This window comes from Brunnivagina elsteri CCALA 953 (genome assembly GCF_002289455.1).
GTDB classification, from domain to species: Bacteria; Cyanobacteriota; Cyanobacteriia; order Cyanobacteriales; family Nostocaceae; genus Brunnivagina; species Brunnivagina elsteri.
In genome coordinates this window covers 18,227-35,368 of the sequence record NZ_NTFS01000002.1, presented here as the reverse complement: position 1 = coordinate 35,368, position 17,142 = coordinate 18,227, and the positions used below count along the sequence as shown (strand labels likewise).

General features: G+C 40.7%; 15 protein-coding genes. 4 read left to right on the top strand and 11 right to left on the bottom strand.

Features of this window, described 5'->3' with window-relative positions; genetic code table 11:
* Positions 1-327 precede the first annotated feature (327 nt).
* Positions 328-1,794 carry an IS200/IS605 family element transposase accessory protein TnpB gene (locus tag CK510_RS00440; protein WP_095719794.1) on the bottom strand — a complete coding sequence of 489 codons (1,467 nt, stop codon included), beginning with the start codon at positions 1,792-1,794 and terminating at the stop codon, positions 328-330.
* 168 nt (positions 1,795-1,962) lie between these two features.
* Entirely contained in the window at positions 1,963-2,865 is a 903-nt protein-coding gene (locus CK510_RS00435; protein WP_095719793.1) for a tetratricopeptide repeat protein, read from the bottom strand.
* A gap of 423 nt (positions 2,866-3,288) precedes the next feature.
* On the opposite strand from CK510_RS00435, the gene patR reads away from it, so the two are divergent.
* Positions 3,289-4,350: a heterocyst master regulator PatR gene (gene patR / locus CK510_RS00430; RefSeq protein WP_095719792.1), complete on the top strand. Its 1,062-nt coding sequence runs from the start codon at positions 3,289-3,291 to the stop codon at positions 4,348-4,350.
* Between the two features lie 77 nt (positions 4,351-4,427).
* Here the strand turns inward: patR and CK510_RS00425 are convergent, their stop codons facing one another.
* Positions 4,428-5,621, bottom strand: a complete 1,194-nt coding sequence (locus CK510_RS00425) for a homocysteine biosynthesis protein (RefSeq protein WP_095719791.1) — start codon at positions 5,619-5,621, stop codon at positions 4,428-4,430.
* A 174-nt stretch (positions 5,622-5,795) separates the two neighbouring features.
* On the opposite strand from CK510_RS00425, the gene CK510_RS00420 reads away from it, so the two are divergent.
* Positions 5,796-6,419 (top strand): pentapeptide repeat-containing protein, encoded by a 624-nt coding sequence (locus CK510_RS00420; RefSeq protein WP_095719790.1) that lies wholly within the window; start codon positions 5,796-5,798, stop codon positions 6,417-6,419.
* Between the two features lie 83 nt (positions 6,420-6,502).
* Here CK510_RS00420 and CK510_RS00415 read toward each other — a convergent pair whose 3' ends face one another.
* The 3 genes from CK510_RS00415 to CK510_RS00405 form a co-directional block, all read right to left on the bottom strand.
* Positions 6,503-7,525 carry a DnaJ C-terminal domain-containing protein gene (locus tag CK510_RS00415; protein WP_095719789.1) on the bottom strand — a complete coding sequence of 341 codons (1,023 nt, stop codon included), beginning with the start codon at positions 7,523-7,525 and terminating at the stop codon, positions 6,503-6,505.
* Between the two features lie 384 nt (positions 7,526-7,909).
* Entirely contained in the window at positions 7,910-9,199 is a 1,290-nt protein-coding gene (locus CK510_RS00410; RefSeq protein WP_095719788.1) for a glucose-1-phosphate adenylyltransferase, read from the bottom strand.
* Positions 9,200-9,672: 473 nt separating this feature from the next.
* On the bottom strand, positions 9,673-9,945 hold the full coding sequence (locus tag CK510_RS00405; RefSeq protein ID WP_095719787.1) for a hypothetical protein: 273 nt from the start codon (positions 9,943-9,945) through the stop codon (positions 9,673-9,675).
* A gap of 246 nt (positions 9,946-10,191) precedes the next feature.
* Here CK510_RS00405 and bamE point away from each other — a divergent pair, with 246 nt between their 5' ends.
* Positions 10,192-10,665, top strand: a complete 474-nt coding sequence (gene bamE, locus CK510_RS00400; protein ID WP_095719786.1) for an outer membrane protein assembly factor BamE domain-containing protein — start codon at positions 10,192-10,194, stop codon at positions 10,663-10,665.
* A gap of 177 nt (positions 10,666-10,842) precedes the next feature.
* A complete protein-coding gene (locus tag CK510_RS00395; protein ID WP_095719785.1) occupies positions 10,843-11,556 on the top strand; it encodes a Uma2 family endonuclease in 714 nt (237 codons plus the stop codon).
* A 254-nt stretch (positions 11,557-11,810) separates the two neighbouring features.
* Here the strand turns inward: CK510_RS00395 and CK510_RS00390 are convergent, their stop codons facing one another.
* The 5 genes from CK510_RS00390 to CK510_RS00370 all read right to left on the bottom strand — a co-directional run bounded on the left by CK510_RS00390 (position 11,811) and on the right by CK510_RS00370 (position 16,972).
* Positions 11,811-12,071, bottom strand: coding sequence for a type II toxin-antitoxin system RelE family toxin (locus tag CK510_RS00390; protein ID WP_095719784.1), 261 nt, complete (start codon positions 12,069-12,071; stop codon positions 11,811-11,813).
* Positions 12,068-12,265, bottom strand: a complete 198-nt coding sequence (locus CK510_RS00385) for a DUF2281 domain-containing protein (protein ID WP_095719783.1) — start codon at positions 12,263-12,265, stop codon at positions 12,068-12,070. The genes CK510_RS00390 and CK510_RS00385 overlap by 4 nt, the downstream gene beginning before the upstream one ends.
* Before the next feature lie 348 nt (positions 12,266-12,613).
* The gene (locus tag CK510_RS00380; protein ID WP_095719782.1) at positions 12,614-14,482 is read right to left on the bottom strand and encodes an SUMF1/EgtB/PvdO family nonheme iron enzyme; all 1,869 of its coding nucleotides are present in this window, start codon (positions 14,480-14,482) and stop codon (positions 12,614-12,616) included.
* 123 nt (positions 14,483-14,605) lie between these two features.
* Positions 14,606-14,968, bottom strand: coding sequence for a Pepco domain-containing protein (locus tag CK510_RS00375; protein WP_095719781.1), 363 nt, complete (start codon positions 14,966-14,968; stop codon positions 14,606-14,608).
* A gap of 276 nt (positions 14,969-15,244) precedes the next feature.
* Positions 15,245-16,972, bottom strand: coding sequence for a S8 family peptidase (locus CK510_RS00370; protein WP_095719780.1), 1,728 nt, complete (start codon positions 16,970-16,972; stop codon positions 15,245-15,247).
* Positions 16,973-17,142 lie beyond the last annotated feature (170 nt).

The following is a 17,142-nucleotide window of genomic DNA, read 5'->3' as shown; positions in this document are numbered from 1 at the left end:
AAAAACTGTGATTTGTCATGCTGTTGGCGAAGCCTTCCCGTAGGGTACGGAGCGCTAGCGCAGTGAAGCATCCCTAGACTACGGCACAAACCCTAGATTCTACCCTGCGGGAACGCTAAAAGCGTAGCTTGCTTCTCCGTTTTGGAGTACGTTCCGTAAAACTCCACTCAGAATGACAAATTATACCTTCCCAAACTTTTCAAACATGCTCTAAGACCTTAACTTCACAAAGTACTATAAGAGTGAGATTCCTAATTCTTTAATCTCCGCTTCTAAAAATCTAGGTAAACCTAGTAAAGTCCACGGTGTAACTTTAAGCAATCTTTTCTAGTGTCTTGCGACTTCCTCTGTCGAGAGGTTGGCTAGAAAACTCCAGTTAGAAATGGCATAATAATCGTGTCTGCGATTAATACCAGATTGCTTGATCTTTTTATTTAATTGGTTCCACTGACTCCATACGTGCTTTTCTGAGTTCACCTCAAAATAGGCGGTTATGGAGTCAGGAATCGATTCTAGAAGCTTCATTCCACGTCTGGCAATCGCTATTGCGGCTGCGGTGTCCGAGGATAAGCCATACATTCTCATGTATTTGACGAGTCCGATAATGCTTGTGTAAGCAGCATTTACCGTCTTTAATTCGATACCTCTATTGGAAGTGATAGAAGACAACTGCTTGAAAAACTCACTGTAAGCCCAACTTGACAGCATTCTTGAGTATTTTCTGCCATGCTCCCCTAGTTTTTCTTTCTTTGCCGTAAAATCTAGCTCTTCACAAACGATGGGACACTCGAACGTAACAGCAAGGGTAACTAATTGAAGACAAGCTTCTACGATTTGGGACTGTTGCGCTCCAGCAGGTAATCCCATTTGTAAGGGAATTTTACCATGATACTTTAGGTTGCCTTCAGGATCTACATAGCTCCATCCAATAGAGCCGGGGTTCATGTCAATCCCTAAACAACCGTATTCAATAGGTCTAGACTGTTGAAAAACTGCTGAAGGGGTAAATTGAACCGCTGCTACCCATTTTTCATCCTTGCGATAAAAGTGCCAAGTTTTTGCGCCGTCTAATGGCAGTCGATTGATTTTACGATCAAAATTCCCTAACTCAGTGCTTACTTTTTGCCCAAATTCTAATTCTAAACATTTGGGAACTCGAAAAGTAATGGTTTGTCCATTCCACTGACAAACTTGATTTCCATAAGTCTCATCTTTTGAGCCAACAACAAAAACATTACTATCAGGTACGCTAACTCGAATGGGTTTGGCTTTAAGATGCTCTAATTTAGTTTGAAAACAATGAAGTTTGCGCTTTTTGCTGTGAAGCTGAAACTTTAAGTTTTGCCAATTACTGCCCCTAAATTTGAGACTACAAGACAAAGGGAAATTACAACCTGTTTTAGAATGTTGCCAGTTCTTTTTAGTATAGAATTTTTTAGCTAAACTAAGTTTTCTTTCAGTCTTCTTGATCCATAATTTCAGGCTATTGATTTTACCTTCTAAAGTTTTTAAGTGGAGAGAACGATGCTCATTAGCTCCGTCCAGTCTGCCTTTAGCCGAACTAATAACCCCGCTAGCGTGACGTTTGTTGATTTGAAAAATTGTCTGTAAATGTGTATTCCATTGAGACTTATTGAAGCTTGACTCAGACTGAAGATGATCAATAGTTAGAATTTCAGCTTGTTTAAACACTTTTGAATAAGCATTCAAAAACATCTCAAACTCGGTGAACCCTAGTGAATTCATCTCAACTTTGGGAGTTGGCAATCCTTTGCAATAGGTGATAGTAGTCATTATATCCAATCCTCGTGGACACACTCAATAAAATCATATTCAGGGAATACGATCTTGTTTGTTTTCAACTTCCTTTGTAAGCGTTTGTTCTCACTCCATAAACTATCTTCAATAGTTCCCTAACTTGTAATTATCCAAACGAAAGCACCATCAATCCAAAATCTAAAATTAAGGTGTTGGTGTTGGTGTAGCTGTCGCAGTAGGAACTGGAGTTGGTGTTTCGATTGCAGCTTTATTAATTTCGTCCCTGTAGCGTGCAGGAGCAAGTACAGCAGCATTAGCAAATAAGGGTTTAGCCTCGTCAATTTTGCCTTGTTCTTTGAGAACTAGAGCTTTTGCCAAAATCGGACGGAAATCTTTCGGGTCGGTCTTGCTGGCTTTCTCATACATCTCAAAAGCCTTTCCATAACGTTTTTGATTAGCATGGATATTGCCCAATAAAACTTGAACATCAATAGTATCAACGCTATTGGGTTCGATTTTATTTGCCTGGGGAGCTTTAGCCAAGGTTTCTTCAAGCAAACCGATCGCAGCTTCCGGACGCTTTTGATTCATCAGCAACGATACCATTGCTTGGATGGCTTTTGTGTCCCCAGGTCGAGTTTCTAAAACAGCGCGTAAATTTTGTGCTGCCCCTTCGCGATCGCCAATCGATTCTTTTAGCTGCGCGAGTAAAACAGTTTGTTCCGTATCTTGGGGATTGAGCTTAACAAGACGCTCAAGTGGCTCAATCACAGGTTTAAAATCATCAGATACAAGTGTTCCCTGACCTTTTTTCAAAGCAAGTAAATTCAACCTTGCCTTAACTAAGCCTTTGAGTATAGTTTGATTATCGGAGTCTTTCTGCAAAACCTGTTCGTAACCCCGTACTTCGTCTTCCAGTTTCGCCTTGATATCATCGGGATTCGACGAATTGCGTCCACTAGGGCTGTTGGGGTTATTGGTTTGAGAACGAGCGTCCTTATTATTTAATGCCTCGATAATCATAGGAGCGACAGAGACTCCCGCAAGCAAAAGAGCAGCCAGCACTAATACGACTCTTACAATCCAGCGATTTCCCGATTCAGACACAAGACCTTCCTTTAGTATTAATGAAACTATGTTGACAAAAAATCGAAAAAATTAAAAATTTAGAAAACTTTGCGGAATGCTACAAAATACCCGTGAACTTTATAACAAATAGGAATATGTTATGTAAAAACGAGTGACAACTTTAGGAGGAACCGTCAGAATTGTAACTGTGGTATGCTTCCGAAACTAGTATAAAGGCGCTAAATTACACAGAAGAGTGTAAGTGCGCGAAATTTAAGCCAGTATCCCACATGGGTCAACCCAATTTAAGATACTTATATCGCGTCTTCAGTATCACATGGGGTACGCTGGAACGGTAGTTGGGAAAGAAATATACTTTCACCAGCCACACAAACGCTCTTTCCAGTTTCCTTTTTTATTTAAGTCCCACAATGGGATATGTCTCCGCCGCAAGGAGTTGTTATGAATTCCGACCTGATGCCGTCGCCTGAACCATCTAAACCAAGTAAAACAAACAAAGACCAAACTAGTATCGAAACTCCCAAGGAAGAAGTTCTTACCCAAGAACAAACTCCCCAGGAGGAAAATTCGCTTGTAATCAACAGTGACAACGCTGAAGATGACAAATTCGCGAATCGACACCAGCCGATTCCCCCGCCAAGCGAACCGATGCAGTACCGAGCCATAGGCTTGGTTCGAGGTCGTTATGTAGCCAGTGAAGAACAATTTACCCAAGGTTCCTTGATTTCCGTAGATGGTATCGAACTCAGTTCCGTTCTCCTTGGAAGGATTATGAGTTTGGTTAAAAATCATCTCGATTTGGAACAAGACCATTTGTGGGTCGTTTATCCGCGTACTCGCCAAGAGGACGACGAATTACACCTGCAAATTGTTGGCGTTTGGGAACCAGAAAAACTCGCCAAAGACCCAATTTCTGAAGAGGAAGGGGAAAAGGAAGAGAAGGAGGAAGAAAAACCAACAGAATCAGAAACTTCACCTTCAGAAGCCCTGACACCTTCGTCCGATATCCCAGATGGAGGCTTCTCTATCCGTGGTGAGGTTGTTTATCAAACCCCAGATTGCAACAGCTTAGTTATAAAAATTAAACAAGCTCCTCGCAAAAAAGACGATAAACCCAAATATTTCAAGCTCAAAATAAAAGGCAAGCTGGATGCACGGGCTGTTGGCAAGTTTTGGGATTTGCAAGTCAAACGCGAAGGGGATTCGCTGATGATTGAAAAGGGCGAAGCTATTGCCGATCTACCCAAAAAACGCCGACCTCCGTTTAAAGCGGGTGCTGGTGGAGGGGGTAGAAGACCCTTCAATAGAGCCGGTGGTGGTGGTGGTATTGGGGTTGGCAGTAAAAAGCCATTCCGCAGACCTCCTGGGGGTGAAACTCCGCGTCCTGTCAAAAAAGATAGCGCTGACCCCAGTACGGTTTCAAGTGTGATTCCCAAACCAATGCCAAATCCTAGTCGTCCAACACCTAAACCTGTTAAACGAGCGAAACCGGAAGATGAGTAGGAGTTAGGCACAAACGACCCGGCGGGTCGTCTGTACAATAATTAGGAATAATTATTTTATTTCCCATGCCCCACACTCTAAAACTCCGTCCAACGGTCTTGTGGTAAAAACGATCGCTCCATTGGAATTGGGGAAACTGGTTCAGTTAGGGTAAATGTACCTGCCTCAATCCATTGTTTCAATTCTAAGGCTACTTGTCTGGAAAGGAACATACTCGCTAGTGGAGCGGTTCGTACGGTTTTTCCTTCGATGGCAATGCGTCCCGATTTTAATTGGGCATAACTGACTAAGCCAAATGTGGGACGCACGCGCCGGGGAATAGAAAAATCTACGATTGGTGCCACTAGTTCTTTATCTAGAACTGCACAACGGGCTATTACTTCTTCATTTAATACCGGGAAAGGTACGCCAACACCGAGCATCATTGATGGACCGTAGTTTTTAAAGTAACAACCACGTACCCAACGTGAGTCCATTTGTTTTGCATCTCCAATTAAGGCTAATGTAGCAGCAGGACCGATTGGGGTTCGATTAGGTAAACGTTTCTGGATAGGAAAATGCTGAGTTCCTTCCCAAGCGACGTAACCAATAGCACCACCCAAAAAGATGCGCGTACCGATGCCAACTAATTGTAAATCTGGGTCATTCAGAAGTGGGGAAATTGCGCCGGGATTTGAGTAGACGGCGTTTGCTAAACGAGGTTGTAGGGGACCAAGATAGGTAAATAGAGTTCTGTCACCCCCATTTACGCCTACTATAAAATTTTGATAAAGATTTCTGGGATTAAATAAATAAAACTGATTGATTGTCTCACGGGAAATTGTCGTTTCAAATGTGGCTCGTGGGTAACAATCGGTAACTTGTCCTTCTGCACGGAGATGTACTGCTTTCCCGGCAATTAAGTCTTCGATGACATGACCTCCACCACGTAAGATTTTGGGTGCTGCTTTACGAGAACGTGGTTCTTCACCATCTTTGGTTTCCACCGTACTGCTAGCGCCCAAGTATAAATCGACAGCGCCAAAGCCTGAATATACGGGTACACCATCTAGCCAAGCGCGGCGAATTTTGATTGGTGGATCGGTATGTCCTAAGTTAATCATTGCCCCGCTTGATTCCATTGGCTCAAAAGTGCCTGTGGTAATGACATCGACTTTTTTGGCAACTTCGGCAATGCCAAGTTCGGCAACTTGGGCTTTGACTTCATCAACTGTGAAGACAGTTGCTTTTTTTTGGAGAATTTTTTCATTGATTTCAGCAAGCGATCGCATAACTTTTTCTTTATCCGTAACCCTAATTTTATTAACGCACGAACTTTATGGAGACGAGATATGTTACAGCAAGTCTTATCCTGGGAAACCTAAATATATGATTCGTAACAGGAATTAACGAATCCTACGGGTTCAGTTATCAGGAAAGGTAGTAAAGCAGCTAGTTGTAAACCAATGAATATCTCTAATTCACAACAGGATTTATTGTCTTTAGTTTCTAGAATGGAACAAATGGAGCGTCAGCAAGCTGTTATAAAGAAACATTTATTAGGAATTAAACGGGAGTTAGATAATTTAGTTGATAAATTTGATAACCGCTCTGAAGTACAAATGGTTGAATCTTTGCAGTGGGAGATTGCAGATTTACAAAAGCTTTTTTTTAGTGCTAATGAATCTGTTGATTCAAGTATTTATCAATCTGGGGAAAATACAACTTTACTTTTACTCGAAACACTAGATATAATCGCAAATCCCAAAAAGGTAAAACAGAAAAAGTTTACTGATGAGGATTTTAATCATGCGAATCTCGAAAATGCTGACTTACATCAAACTAATTTATATAGTACAAATTTAGAAAAGGCTAATCTTAAAAAAGCAAATCTTAGTGGAGCAAAATTAACTCGAACAAAGCTAGATGGGGTAAATCTCAACAGTTCTGATTTGAGTGAGGCAAATCTGACGAATGCGAATTTCAAAGATGCAAAGATAAGCGGTGCTATTTTGGAAAAGGCTAATTTGAGTGGGGCAATTATGCCTGATGGGAAGATTTTTGAAAGTTCAGAATGCCCCACACCTTAAGGTTGACATTATTACGATAATAGGAAGTCTCAATCCATCAAGCATTACCAATTAACTAATATCAATTAACCATTCACAAGTTTCTACAATCGCACATTATTTAAACTGCTGCGGGGGTTATAGGAACGAATACCGCGAAGTTTTTCGTATAACTCCCGCTCTTGGGTTGTAATGTCCTTGGGAGTTGCGATCGCAATTTTCACGAGCAAATCTCCACGTCCACTATTCGCTAATACCCAACCTTTTCCCCGCAGTCGCAATGTTTGCCCAGAACGAATCCCTGGTGGAATATTCACTTTAGCTGTCGTATTCTCTGGTGTGGGTACATCTACCGCAGTACCCAATACCGCTTCGTCGGGACTAATTGGGATTTCACAAACCAAGTTATCCCCTTCTAATTGAAAAAATGGATGGGGTTTTAATTCTACTTTTAAATATAAATCGCCACGTTGCTGATTTTGGGAAATGGGTCCTTTTCCCCGTACCCGCAATCTACTACCTGTTTTTGCACCAGCAGGAATGCGAACTTTAATGATTTCATTCCCCAAACTTAGTTGCTTTTCGATTCCATGAAATGCTTCGGCAAAACCTAAGGAAATTATCGCTTCGCTATCTTGGGTTGCTGTTCCCCCAGCTGGATTTTGGAAACCATAATCGTTAAAGCCACTAGAAGCACCTGAAGAAGTTGATGTACGGTAGGAATAGTTTTGTGAACTACCACGGTTTCCACCAGCAGTAGCACCAGCATTACCACCAAACCGACCTAATAATTCATTGATAAAATCATCGAAACTGCCATATTGACCGAAATCAAACCCTCCCATATCAACACCAGTACCCCCACTTGCAGGATTGGGGAAACCTTGTCCGGCTTGTTTCCAATATTGACCGAATTGATCGTATTTTTGACGTTTTTCAGGGTCAGATAAAACTTCGTAAGCTTCGCTAACTTCTTTAAATTTTGCCTCAGCTTGCTTATTGTTGGGGTTGACATCGGGGTGAAATTTACGCGCTAGTTTACGAAATGCTTGTTTAATTTCGTCTTGAGTGGCAGTTTTGCTGACTCCTAAGACGGAATAATAATCTTTAAAATCAGTTCCAGCCATAACAAGTCTCCTATAAATATCACTAATATAGTTTTTGCGATTTATACAATTAATCTATTTACTATTTATTACTGGTTAAATTCCAGTCGCACAGTCTAATTTCCTGGCAGTTATCAAAAATACGACTCCCAGGAATAAGTACTCTGATTTTAAAATTAACAAAATTTAAATAAAGTTGAGTGTGGTTCTCGCTCAATGTCAAAGTGAAATTCCCGAACATTTCATAGATTATGGGCAAGAAACTATTCCCTATTCTTGTACAGACGACCCGGTGGGTCGTCTCTAAATTTTGATTTTGATTTTAATTTTGATTTAATATTAATTTAATATTAATTTAATTTTAATATTAATTTTAATATAGACGACCCATCGGGTCGTCTCTACCTAAATTATCATTCCATCCGGGATTACCGCATTCTTTAGGACAACTACGATACCACTACGAATGAAAAAACCCTGACTCTCGCGGTTTGCTTCTTGTACGTTGTCTTTGTTAATGATTTTCACATCGTGACCAATACGGGCGTTTTTATCGATAATGGCACGACGAATAATTGTGTCTGTACCAATACCAACGGGGGCACTATTGTGTTCTAAACTACATTGCCGTTCTGCAAAGGCTTCGTAATAATCAGCACCCATCAGCATCGTATCTTCAATAATACAACCCGATTCCACACGCGATCGCACTCCTAAAACCGAGTGTTCGATTCGACAATTTTTGAGAATACAACCTTCCCCAATTATCGATTGTGTAATCTGACAATCTAGTAATTTACTCGGAGGTAAATAACGAGGACGTGTATAAATTGGTGCTGCTTCATCGTAAAAGCTAAATGGAGGTAAAGGCTGTTGCGTTAGCGCCAAGTTAGCATTATAGAACGCTTCAATCGTCCCAATGTCTTCCCAGTAACCATCAAACAAGTAAGCTTGAACGTTGTAATCTTTAGCTGCATCTGGAATAATTTCTTTTCCAAAATCTGTTCTTTCTAAAGATTCATTCAACAACTGAATCAAAACTTCTTTTTTAAATACGTAAATCCCCATCGAGGCAATGTAAGGATTGATTTTAGCTTGCTCTGGGGTTAAACCAAGTACAGTTGTATCAACCTGCATTTGCCTTAAGACATCACCTTTCGGCTTCTCACTGAAATCAATCACCCTACCGGAATCATCAATTTTCATCAAACCGAAGTCGGAAGCACGTCTTTCATCCATTGGAACTACTGACAAAGTAATATCAGCGCCAGTTTGACGGTGACGTTCTACAAACAAACGATAGTCCATCCGATAAAGATGGTCTCCCGAAAGGATAACCAATTCATCAACCTTCCATTCTTCCAGCAACCACAGATATTTTCGGACTGCATCTGCCGTTCCTTGGAACCAACTCGGATTTTCCGGGGTTTGCTGTGCTGCCAAAACTTCAACAAATCCGTCGCTAAAGCCAGTAAAAGTGTATGTACGGGCAATATGGCGGTTTAAAGAGGCTGAGTTGAATTGCGTCAGGACGTAAATTTTAAAAATTTCCGAATTTATACAATTACTAACAGGAATATCTATTAAGCGGTATTTTCCTGCTACTGGTACGGCAGGTTTTGCGCGTAATTTTGTTAATGGGTAGAGCCGGGTTCCCGCTCCGCCGCCGAGAATGATTGCTAATACATTTTTCACTCTTATTTCTCCCGACTGCCGTTCTACTGTTCAACTCCTCCTTCAGTTTAGGATGGTCTGTAGCGCCTGGTAAGGGGTATTGATAATTGGATTAAGTTAAGTTTTCACTCTTTTTTATGTGATAAATACAACGTAGATACGATAACAAATTTATTTTTGTGTATTAAATATTTTTGACGTATCCGTGTTTTTACTTTTGAACTCCATGATTTTTTTTATCAAAAATGTAGATAATACAAGCGATTGCTAATAAAGAATGGGTTTAATTGCGGTAAAAATTGTGATTAAAAAAAATGGACACAATAAATATAACTACAATTACATCAGTATTATTACTAGCTAAAAATAAATCGAATTCTAAAAAAATGACCTTTAGAATTTTACCTTTTGATTAGTAGAAGTGGTTAAAATGCGGTGTTAAGATGCAAAAAAGCCATAGCTTTACAAAATGGGAAAACCCATATTTTAGTCAGCTATCGGTTAATGAGACGTAGTTTCTGTGAAAGTTTGAGATATTGCACCCAAGCTTGCTGAGATAATTCAGAAATTGCATTGACTGAAAGGGTTGCGGTGAAAATATCCTTTCCTTCTGTAACACCAGTAATGCCGGAAGATTCGAGAAATGCAATTTTGTCTGCATCAAGAGGAGAATTAGTGTGAACAAACACCACCAAACTAGGTTCGTTGGGATTTTCCACCTCATTGAGTGCGATCGCTAATGCAGAATCGAGCTTTTGATAGTTCATACAGTTATCCTCAATACAACCAAGCTAAGTTAAGTTGTTTACCTTTTACCAACCTACCAAATTTGTCGAGACTCCGTATCTCTCGAAAGCTTTAGAACCGCCATAATTTTCCAAAAGTTGGGTTTTGTTGCCAAAAAACAAAGATAAATGTGGTGAATATGGGCAAATAAGCTGAAAATCATGCGATCGCATAGTTTACGTGCTACTTATAATTGAGTAATATTTTTATCTCCACCAACTCTGAGAATGATGAAAAAAATTATCCTAACTACCATATTAACTAGCCTAGTTTCGCTCTCGTTTACAGCTAGCCCAAACCCAATTTTAGCCCAGCCTTCAGCAACAACAGAAGCTCAAAGCAATATAGTACCTCTTGCGAAAGTTGGACTTGGAAAAATTCGTCCTGGGATGACGGAACAACAAGTACGTAGTATTTTGGGAAGCCCCACCAGTACTAAAACCGAATTTAGTCGAGGAGTTGGTGAGAATATCCGAACTCTTAAATACCCAAGTATATCTTTATCTCTAGTTCCCCATTCAGATAAGCCAAAAAGCTTCTTTGTTTACCAATTTATCACTCGCAGCCGAAAATTTACAACTCCCACGGGTATTAAAGTTGGTTCTGCACAATCTGAAGTAATCAAGACTTACGGCAAACCCCCGATTTTTCTCAAAAGTTGGGGTTTTGTTGCGATCGCGAATCCTGCATCAAGTTTTTGATAATTCATGTGGCTATCCCCAATACAACAAAGCAAGTTAAGCTACCTCCCTTGTACCAACCTACCCAATTTATTACTGCTGTGTCCCTACCCTAATACAGAATTATCATTCAACAATAGGAGCTACTTTGATTTGAATTGATATAACCTAATAATTAGTCGGTAAAGGTATAACACCATGTTCCAAACAGACCCTCCTCTTCCCGCTAAAAAAACGTTACCCACAATGTATGATCTAAAAAGTGAAGACCCGGAGGAACCAGGTTTGCCCGATCAATTTCATAGCTGGCAACCCCGTATACTGGAAGATACTTTTCAACCACCAGATTTTCCCAAAGACGAGGTATTTATTGCCGCAGACCTAAATGTTTACTATGACACGCACCATCCCCTATGGTATAAACGTCCCGATTGGTTTGCGGTTTTGGGGGTTCCACGTTTGTATGAAGGTAAAGATTTACGCTTGAGTTATGTGATTTGGCAAGAAGGTGTAGACCCAACTGTCATGGTCGAATTGATTTCTCCCGGTACGGAAAAAGAAGACTTGGGGCAAACTTTACGAGAGGTGAATCAACCACCAACGAAATGGGAAGTATACGAACGCATTTTGCGAATTCCCTACTATATCATTTTTGACCGCTACAGCGACGAACTAAAAGTATTTCAAAATATTGCTGGACGCTATCAACCAATGGAAATAGCAGATAATCGGGTTTGGTTGCCAGAATTAGGATTAGGTATTGGGTTATGGCAGGGTAATTATCAGGATGTTGAGCGGTTGTGGTTGCGTTGGTACGATGCTGCGGGTAATTGGATATCTACACCTAGTGAAAAGGCAGAACGTTTAGCAGCAAAGTTGAAAGAATTGGGTATTAATCCAGAAGATTTGTAATGATGTTTTTACCAAGTAACCTAAAAATTATGTCTAAAATTATTCAAGCTCAAGATATAACTCTTGCCGATTTAAAGGAAAGATTTGACCATCGCGTTTCTGTTTTTTGTCAGGTTTGCATCGCGTGGAGCGTATCAGCTTGGTATACTTATTGTCTATGCACAAAAATAAAATCCCGACTTTTTCTCCATATAAATACGTAATTTAAATTATTTGAGTAAAAATAATTGCAGTGTAAGTGTTTCTTGTCAAATCTATGATTTATAAACATCACTTCTATTCTTGACTTTGACCACCGTAATTAATAACAGACCGTCTTGTATTTCGTAAATGATTCGATATTTACCCAATCTTACCCGATATAAATCATCAGAACCTGCTAATTTTTTCACCCCATCAGGACGAGGTTCAAAAGCAAGCTCTTCCAATTGCTCAACTACTTGCTTTTGGATATCATTTGGTAATTTCTTTATTTGTCTTCTAGCTGCTGGTGTAATTTCTACTTCGTAACTCACAAACCTAATTCCCTTTTGAGTTCACCCAAGGAAATCGTACCAACCTCTCGTGCTTCTTTTAATGCAGCTTGTGCATCTTCCAAATCTTCTTTATCTTCTTTGGCTTTCAAAAATAACAAAAAATCCAGAACCTCGCAGATGATTTCTTCTGGTACGTTCTCTATTTCTTCAATTATTTTTTGTTTGGCATTCATAGATTTTAACTTATATAGGCTAACTATAATATGATTTTGGGTTACGGCGGAATCGATTTTTTTGATTTGTACCAAATATTAATCATCCGTCTAACCAAACTTTGTATTTTAAGCGACAAGTATTTGGGTTATTTAGGGTTTTCGCGTTGGTTCCAGATTCCCGACTTCTAACGATGCCTGTCGTCAGATTTTAGACGAATCACAGAAGTCGGGAATCTGTGCAGGTTTGAGTTTTTGCAAAAATAGCAAAAAAAATTTTAGATCGCTCCACTCCGTTACGCTTTGAAAGGGTAAAGAGAAAGAAGTGCAAAGGGCGAAAGGGTAAGAGAGTAAAGGGGAAGGAAGTCCTCACGCAGGAACTACAACTACACGAAAACCAATATTGAGGTTACGATTCTCGCGCGCATTTAAGGAGCGGAAGGCACTACGACAGTTCACTGGTTTGATGAACCAAAAACCACCACGCAGCAGCTGGTGTTGATTATTATCTTTATCTATCCATGCACTACCATTATTCGGTGCGTTGTTGTAATTCCCATGCCAATGATCAAGACACCATTCCCAGACATTGCCGTGCATATCGTGTAAACCAAAAGCATTGGCTGGAAATTGTCCAACAGGAGTAGTTTGTTGTCGATATACTCCTTTTGCTTCTTCTGCAAAGGTATAACTAGCATCGTAATTGGCTAACTTGCTAGTAATGGTTTCGCCAAAATGGAAAGGTGTTGTGGTTCCAGCACGACAAGCGTATTCCCATTCCGCTTCGCTAGGGAGACGATATTGTCTACCTGTTTTCTTAGATAACCTGGCACAAAATTCCGCCGCATCGTACCAAAATACTCGTTCTACAGGTCGATTATCCCCTTTGAAGTTGGATGGGTTTGGTTCGAGTTTGCGGTTAATTTGGGGTAAAAAAGCGGCAACAGCTTTCCATTGTGCTTGGGTAATTGGGTGTTTACCCATGCAGAAAGCGGAAACATTGACTTGTTGTTGAGGACGTTCTGAGTCTGACCCTTCTGGTGGTTTTGAACCCATTATGAAACTACCAGCAGGAATATACACCATATCCAGAGCTACACCATTACCCAAATCTTCTTTTATAAACTTGACTGTTTTTGCTTCACGCTTAACTTCTTCTCCTTTATTATTCACAGTCACTGCTTCAAATTGAACAGTCCATACAGGTAATTCCAATATCTTTGGTGCATTCTTTATAGGAGATGTAATTTTGGGAGAAGCCGGAAAAAACTTACTCGCTATTACAGTTGTCACCAAACCCCCAGCACCAAAACCAGTCCATTTTAAAAACTGTCTGCGGTTAACTAACAACTGTTGTAGATTTTGCCATTGTTGCTCTCGTTGCTGTCTTCTCGTTTCCACTTCTTGTTGCTTTCTGCATCTATCGAGTTCCTGTCGCTGTTTTCTTTCTGCTTCCTGTTGCTGTTTCCTAATTTCCGCTTTTTGTAGTTCTCGTTGTTTCTGTGCTTCCTGTTCTCGTTGTCGCTTTTCTTCTAATTCTTTTTGCTGTTGTTTCTTCTCAGCTTCCTGTTGTTTGCGTCTTTCCGCTTCTTCCTTATTCTCCCTAAACAAATTTGATATGGGTTCCAGAGAAAATGTAGACCTTTTACCTGTTGACGAATTCGCACCACGAGAACTTGAATTTGAAGAAAATTGTTGCGGTTTTCGAGCAATCCGTTCAATTGCTGCGATCGCATCTAAATCTACACGGGAAATAGCCAAAACCCTAATCCAAAGTTGTTTGGCTAGTTGTAAATCACCTTTATTTTCAGCCAAAGCGGCTTGATATCTCAATGGTTCTACATCTTTGAGTGTGGCAGATTGCTCTAGTAAAATCGAGTAGACTTTATAGGGTGGTTCAGCTTTCAAGTATGGATTTTGGATTGGTTTGCGATAATTTGTATTGACTTGTGGGACGCGACGATTCAAATATTGGTTAAGACGCTCAACTGTAGCGCAATTAGCTTCTCCCTGTAACCGCAATCCTTCCAACAAGCTATAAGTAAACGCACCATGCTGTAATTCGTCAATTTCAAAGGATTGTTGATTCACATTACAGGAATAAAAGGTAATTACCCCTTGATGCTTCTCCTCCCCAAACCAAGTAGCCATGACCTCAGCATCACGCTGGGCATATTTGAGAGGTTGTAAATTATCGTAATTGTTAATGCCGATCGCGATCGCCCAATTTTTCCCCATCTCCTAAATACCCATAGCAAAATACTGATTATTTAGACATTTCCGAAAATTAATTATGCCTTACCTAGAACCTTTGTAGAGAAGTAGCATTGCTACGTCTCTACATCTTGTCTATTGACATTTTTATTTACGTTTAAACTTAAAAGTCATTGCACCTTTGCCCCCTGCTTTCCCACCACCAAATCCCAAAAGGCTAATTTGCCCTTCTCCATTGATTTCCACCAATAACTCAACCTCATTTAATTGCATTTTAGAATCAGGTTGTTCAGCTTCATCAAGAACTTCGCGCATCGCTTGTAAAAATCCCGACATTTCGTCTTTGAGTTTCGCAACCTCAAGCATCTTTCTTCTGGTAACAACAACTTCAGTCACTTCTGTAATTTCCGCACCAATTTTTCCTCCAATATCACGACTACTTCTGGAACCACTCGTAGTAGTGGATGTTTCGGCTGTTTCCTCGGTAATAATCCAAATTTTGTCATTCATATCATTGTAAAATTAGCAACCATTATGATTTAGATTACCGCAAATAACTCGAAAATTATCCACCGTTACCACATCAAAGATTGCGATCGCTCTTTAGGGGTTTAGCATCGCTAAACCCCTACGAAATATACGCTTTCTTAGACTTCATATTTTGTTTTTCCTGTCAATGCGTAAGTCCTAAGATGGTTGGGTTTAAATGCGAATGCGTTGCAAAAGTTTCCTTCACAACGCACTAGCTCACCCAATCTAAAAATACTTACTTAATTAATACCGAAATTATAAATTCTCGGCGTTAACCAAGCCAAAACCCCATTTTGGATCGAAAGTACCCTGAGGTTGTCCAGGAATCGTACTATTCTTCTTCAACAATTCCTTAACTTTATCAGGTGTCAAACTAGCGTCACGCTGCAATAAAAGTGCCACCAAACCAGTCACAAACGGACAAGCCATACTTGTACCAGCCATGACGACAAACTTAGAATTTTGTAGCATCGAGCGATCGAAACCAGCAGCCGATGACATCGCTGAAACAATCATCGCCCCAGGTGCGGCAACATCAGGCTTTTGCTCGCCATTTCGTAGGGGTCCTTCGCTGCTAAAGTCGGAAATATCATCCAACTTCAACCCGACTTCCCGCTCTTTACCATCGATATCTGTATATTTGGTTCTAGTTGTATAAGCTGCGACTGTCACCGCACTCTTCGACGCACCCGGAGAACCAATTTTCATTGAATCTTGGACGCTTGTACCAGTAAAGAACACCGAACCAGTATTATCAATAGTCCAAACATTAACGCAGGTTTCCTTCGCAGAGTTGTTCCGCAGACGTAACTGCCAAACACCACCTGTCACAGGAGATGGTCCGATTCCGCGAATTTGAACAAAGAAATTATAGTCACCGTTTGCACCATCTTTTCCTGGGGTGGCAATTTCAATCCTTGCATCGGATAGCGTGTAATTTTTGGAAGGGTTGCCATCGGTAATAACTTTTTGCCAAGGTGTGACAAAACCGCTTGGACTCCGCAACTGTACTTCTAATTCTGCACTGTTGGAATACCAGCCATTCAGCCAAACAATCCCAACTTGGGAGAGGGGAACACGGAACCGCATTGAGTGCATTGAACTAGCTGCGACTAAACCTTGTCCGTGGATATTATCGTTACCTTCATTCCCAGCAGCACAGCAAACAATTTTTCCTGGTCCTGTTTCCGCGTCGATAATTTTGGATAGGGAGTCGCTACCGTCGTGCGCGTCAGCATGTCCACCTAAACTCAAGTTAACGACTGCGGGTTTACCCAACTCACGGGCAATTCGGAAAACATAACGAATTCCATCGGCAATGTGAGCATCCTGTAAATCGCTTCTAACCACAACTAATTCCGCTTCGGGTGCGACACCTCCGTATGTAGCATCTGCACCCGAAGCGATACCAGATACGTGGGTACCATGCCCGTCTTCATCTTGGGAAATGGTTAATTGTTCCCCTTTAAATTCTGCACCGTATTTCCCTTCGGCGACACCTGGACCAGACATGGTTTGATCCCAAATGCTTAAAATTCGTCCCGCAAAGGCTGGGTGTTTGGCATCGATACCGCTATCTACAACCCCGATAACTACGCCTTTTCCAGTTAATCCGGTTTTGTTTTTGAACTCTGGTAATTTAACCTTTCCAGGCGCGACATCCATCGACAGTTTCATTTTCCGCGATGGTTTGATACGGACTACAGCACTTTCTTCGGAGAGTGCATCTAACCCCTCGATGGGTAAAAATGCGGTTCGTACACTGCCCGTATTTTGGTTCACTTGAATACCAGACACTTCTAAGTGGCTGAGGTCAGCTTGTTCGTCACAATAGATAAATACAACACTTTTGGTTGGTTTGACGTTACTTTTTGCTGAGACGATACCCAAAGAGCGTTTGTGGGGTATTAAAGCTTCTTCTCCTTCACGTTGGTAGTCTTCGTATGCCAGTAACAAACCAGCAGAAAGTTTTTCGTGTCTCATTTTTACCTCAAGTTAATTTTGTTTGCTGCAAGACATTAGCAGTATAATTCCTCTGCGCTCGAACTAGTGCTAAGTATTTTTTATTGCATTAATTACTAAGCGGCTTTATGGCTATATGTTGTTAGGGAAGGATTTGATAGAGATGCGATCGCATTGCGTCTTTACTTCTT

Bases quoted from the DNA above. Each gene is read 5' to 3' on its own strand.
- CK510_RS00440 (WP_095719794.1), bottom strand. From the start codon at position 1,794: ATGACTACTATCACCTATTGCAAAGGATTGCCAACTCCCAAAGTTGAG.
- patR (WP_095719792.1), top strand. From the start codon at position 3,289: ATGAATTCCGACCTGATGCCGTCGCCTGAACCATCTAAACCAAGTAAA.
- CK510_RS00425 (WP_095719791.1), bottom strand. From the start codon at position 5,621: ATGCGATCGCTTGCTGAAATCAATGAAAAAATTCTCCAAAAAAAAGCA.
- CK510_RS00420 (WP_095719790.1), top strand. From the start codon at position 5,796: ATGAATATCTCTAATTCACAACAGGATTTATTGTCTTTAGTTTCTAGA.
- CK510_RS00415 (WP_095719789.1), bottom strand. From the start codon at position 7,525: ATGGCTGGAACTGATTTTAAAGATTATTATTCCGTCTTAGGAGTCAGC.
- CK510_RS00405 (WP_095719787.1), bottom strand. From the start codon at position 9,945: ATGAACTATCAAAAGCTCGATTCTGCATTAGCGATCGCACTCAATGAG.
- bamE (WP_095719786.1), top strand. From the start codon at position 10,192: ATGATGAAAAAAATTATCCTAACTACCATATTAACTAGCCTAGTTTCG.
- CK510_RS00395 (WP_095719785.1), top strand. From the start codon at position 10,843: ATGTTCCAAACAGACCCTCCTCTTCCCGCTAAAAAAACGTTACCCACA.
- CK510_RS00385 (WP_095719783.1), bottom strand. From the start codon at position 12,265: ATGAATGCCAAACAAAAAATAATTGAAGAAATAGAGAACGTACCAGAA.
- CK510_RS00380 (WP_095719782.1), bottom strand. From the start codon at position 14,482: ATGGGGAAAAATTGGGCGATCGCGATCGGCATTAACAATTACGATAAT.
- CK510_RS00375 (WP_095719781.1), bottom strand. From the start codon at position 14,968: ATGAATGACAAAATTTGGATTATTACCGAGGAAACAGCCGAAACATCC.
- CK510_RS00370 (WP_095719780.1), bottom strand. From the start codon at position 16,972: ATGAGACACGAAAAACTTTCTGCTGGTTTGTTACTGGCATACGAAGAC.